Origin of the sequence: Ornithinibacter sp. (assembly GCF_035443565.1) — a bacterium.
Classification (GTDB): Bacteria; Actinomycetota; Actinomycetes; order Actinomycetales; family Dermatophilaceae; genus Fodinibacter.
On the sequence record NZ_DAORSO010000252.1, the window covers coordinates 1 to 2,289 of the forward strand.

General features: G+C 69.9%; 4 protein-coding genes. 1 reads left to right on the forward strand and 3 read right to left on the reverse strand.

Annotated elements, in window-relative coordinates; genetic code table 11:
- The 3 genes from PLL68_RS14045 to PLL68_RS14055 form a co-directional block, all read right to left on the reverse strand.
- On the reverse strand, nucleotides 1-200 hold a 200-nt coding region (locus PLL68_RS14045), incomplete at its 3' end, for a hypothetical protein (RefSeq protein ID WP_324535128.1).
- Complete coding sequence (locus PLL68_RS14050; protein ID WP_324535131.1) at nucleotides 197-694, reverse strand: TA system VapC family ribonuclease toxin; 498 nt, start codon at nucleotides 692-694, stop codon at nucleotides 197-199. The genes PLL68_RS14045 and PLL68_RS14050, both read right to left, overlap by 4 nt.
- Nucleotides 687-914, reverse strand: coding sequence for a hypothetical protein (locus PLL68_RS14055; protein ID WP_324535132.1), 228 nt, complete (start codon nucleotides 912-914; stop codon nucleotides 687-689). Before PLL68_RS14055 ends, PLL68_RS14050 begins: the two co-directional genes overlap by 8 nt.
- A gap of 616 nt (nucleotides 915-1,530) precedes the next feature.
- On the opposite strand from PLL68_RS14055, the gene PLL68_RS14060 reads away from it, so the two are divergent.
- Entirely contained in the window at nucleotides 1,531-2,100 is a 570-nt protein-coding gene (locus PLL68_RS14060; RefSeq protein ID WP_324535134.1) for a MarR family winged helix-turn-helix transcriptional regulator, read from the forward strand.
- The last annotated feature ends 189 nt before the right edge of the window (nucleotides 2,101-2,289 follow it).

The window sequence follows — 2,289 nt, forward strand, 5'->3', positions numbered from 1 at the left end:
ACGAGCGCGGCCAGGAGCCATCGACCGGATGCCGTGTCGCTGGCTCCCGCGAGCGCCGCCACTGCCAGCAGGGCGATCATCGCGGCCGGTTTGGTGACACGCTCCACGTCACGCCGGTCGCGCACCACCGCCCAGAGGTTGGTGGCCATGATGGCGGCGGTCAGCAGCGCTGCCAGGCCGATCGCCAGGGGCTCGCTCACTGAGCAACCCCGGCGGGAATCACTGTCACGTGGTGCCGGTCTCGGGGTGCCAAATGGGTTGGCAACCGTCGGTCGAACGTCGCCAAGGTCATGTCACGGCATGCCGCGAGGTTCACGAGGTGGACGTCGGTCACGAGCGAGTGACTGACCAGGATTGAGGTGTCGACCTGAGGGTCAATCAGGGAGGAGTGGTCCGGGAGGAACATCCAGCGAGGCTCCGCTCGCATCCCTCTGAGCACGACGGCGATGTCGGAGACCGCGTATGCCTTTCCCGTGATCGCCGGGTTGAGCAACAGCCGGACGAACGCGGACTCGGTCATCGGCGTGGTGGCCCAACCCCCGTTCCACTCGCGCAGGAACGCATGGGCAGCCATGTGGTGGAGGTGCTCACCCAGGGCCAGCGCCACGAGCACGTTGACGTCGAACAGTGCCGTGCGGGGAGTCGACTCCTGGTCGTGGGCGCCGTCCCCGTCAGGCCCGGTGAGGTCACTCATCACGGTGGGCAGCAACCATCTCGTCCGTCACCACATGCCCGGGGACGCCGGACAGCAGCACCGGGAAGGGGCTGTATGTGACGTCGACGGGGCTCGCCGGTGGGGTGAGGCCGCGGCGAGCGAGGGCTGACACCGCAGCCCCCAGCGAGATCCCCTCGGCCCGGGCCAGACTGCGGGCAGCCGCGAGAACCGTCTCGTCAAGATCAAGAGTGGTTCGCATCACCGCACCATAACATCACCGCATCACCTCATCTCGGCGTCGAGCGACTGCTGTACATTCAACGCGCCCAGCGAAGTTCGAGGTGCGCGTCGTCGACCCGACCCGCGACTCCGCGCCGAGCCTTGGCCGCCGTGCCGCGCCGCAGCGCCCCGGGCCCCCGGGCTGCCGGGCTGCCGGGGGGCCGACCCCTAGGTACTTCGTGGGGAGTCCTTTCGCATCGCAAGGAATCCCTTGACCGAAGCAAGAACCTCCCCACAATCCTCGACGGCCCCCGCACCCCTTGCGCGCCGCAAGGAATCCCTTGCGTGGGGCAAGAACCTCCCTCACTCGACCAGGCCCGCTAACACACCGTTGCGCAGGGCAAGGAATCCCTTCACCGGCGCAAGGACTCTCCACGAGGTACCTACTCCCGGGCTCTCAGGATTCTCACCACCGCCCGAACCCACCGGCCACCCGTCCCCGGCGCACACCGCCGCGCCGGGACGCAGCTTCGTCGCCGGGGCCCGGCCCTCCCTCCCCGGCGGGCATCCGCACATCTGGGCTGTGGACAACCCCGAACTCGCCTCCGCGCCGGGTGATGATGGCCCGACGCACAACGAACCGGGGGGATCGGAGCATGCCACGCAAGGGCAAAGACTGGGCACGCAGCCGGGGCATCGGACCCGGCGACCGTGAGTGGAACGAGCCGTGGGAGCGGCTGCGCCACCACCTCATGGAACGCCACGGCGAACGCGTCGACGTCGTGCGCCGTCTGGAGCGGCCGGACCCCGACGACCTCCGCAACCTCGCGATCTTCGCGCGTCAGGCCAGCGCCGCCATGGATGCCGACCTGGCCCGCCTCCTCGGCACCATGACCCCTCAGCTCACCCCGCTCGAGCTCGACACCCTGCGACGCATCGCCGACAAGCCGTCCTGCGGCGTCAACCTCGCCGAGTACCTGCGCATCTCCCCCGTCCGGGTCTGCCGGATCCTCAACCGGCTCGACGAGGCGGGGCTGACCGTCCGTGGCCCGACCTACCTCGACGCTCGGGTGCGCCGCGCCGAGGTGACCGACGAGGGCCGGGACTACCTCCACAGCGTCAAGGACCAGCTCCAGGACCTCGCCCACCAGTGGCTCGACGACCTCGAGGACGGCGCAGATCGGGCCCTCGTCCCCCTGCTGGCCACCTTGGCCGACCTCACCTGACCCCTCGGCAGGACCTCCCCAGATCGCTCAGCGCAACTCGAGGTGCCCGTCGTCGATCCGGCCGAGCCGCGTGACCGCGAGGTCGTAGGCATAGCTCTGCACCACCCGCCACGGGCGGCGGCGCCCCTGCTTGGGCAGCAGGTGCGCCGCCCGCTGCACGTACCCCGACGTCAGGTCGAGCATCGGCGC

Bases quoted from the DNA above. Each gene is read 5' to 3' on its own strand.
- PLL68_RS14055 (WP_324535132.1), bottom strand. From the start codon at position 914: ATGCGAACCACTCTTGATCTTGACGAGACGGTTCTCGCGGCTGCCCGC.
- PLL68_RS14060 (WP_324535134.1), top strand. From the start codon at position 1,531: ATGCCACGCAAGGGCAAAGACTGGGCACGCAGCCGGGGCATCGGACCC.
- PLL68_RS14050 (WP_324535131.1), bottom strand. From the start codon at position 694: ATGAGTGACCTCACCGGGCCTGACGGGGACGGCGCCCACGACCAGGAG.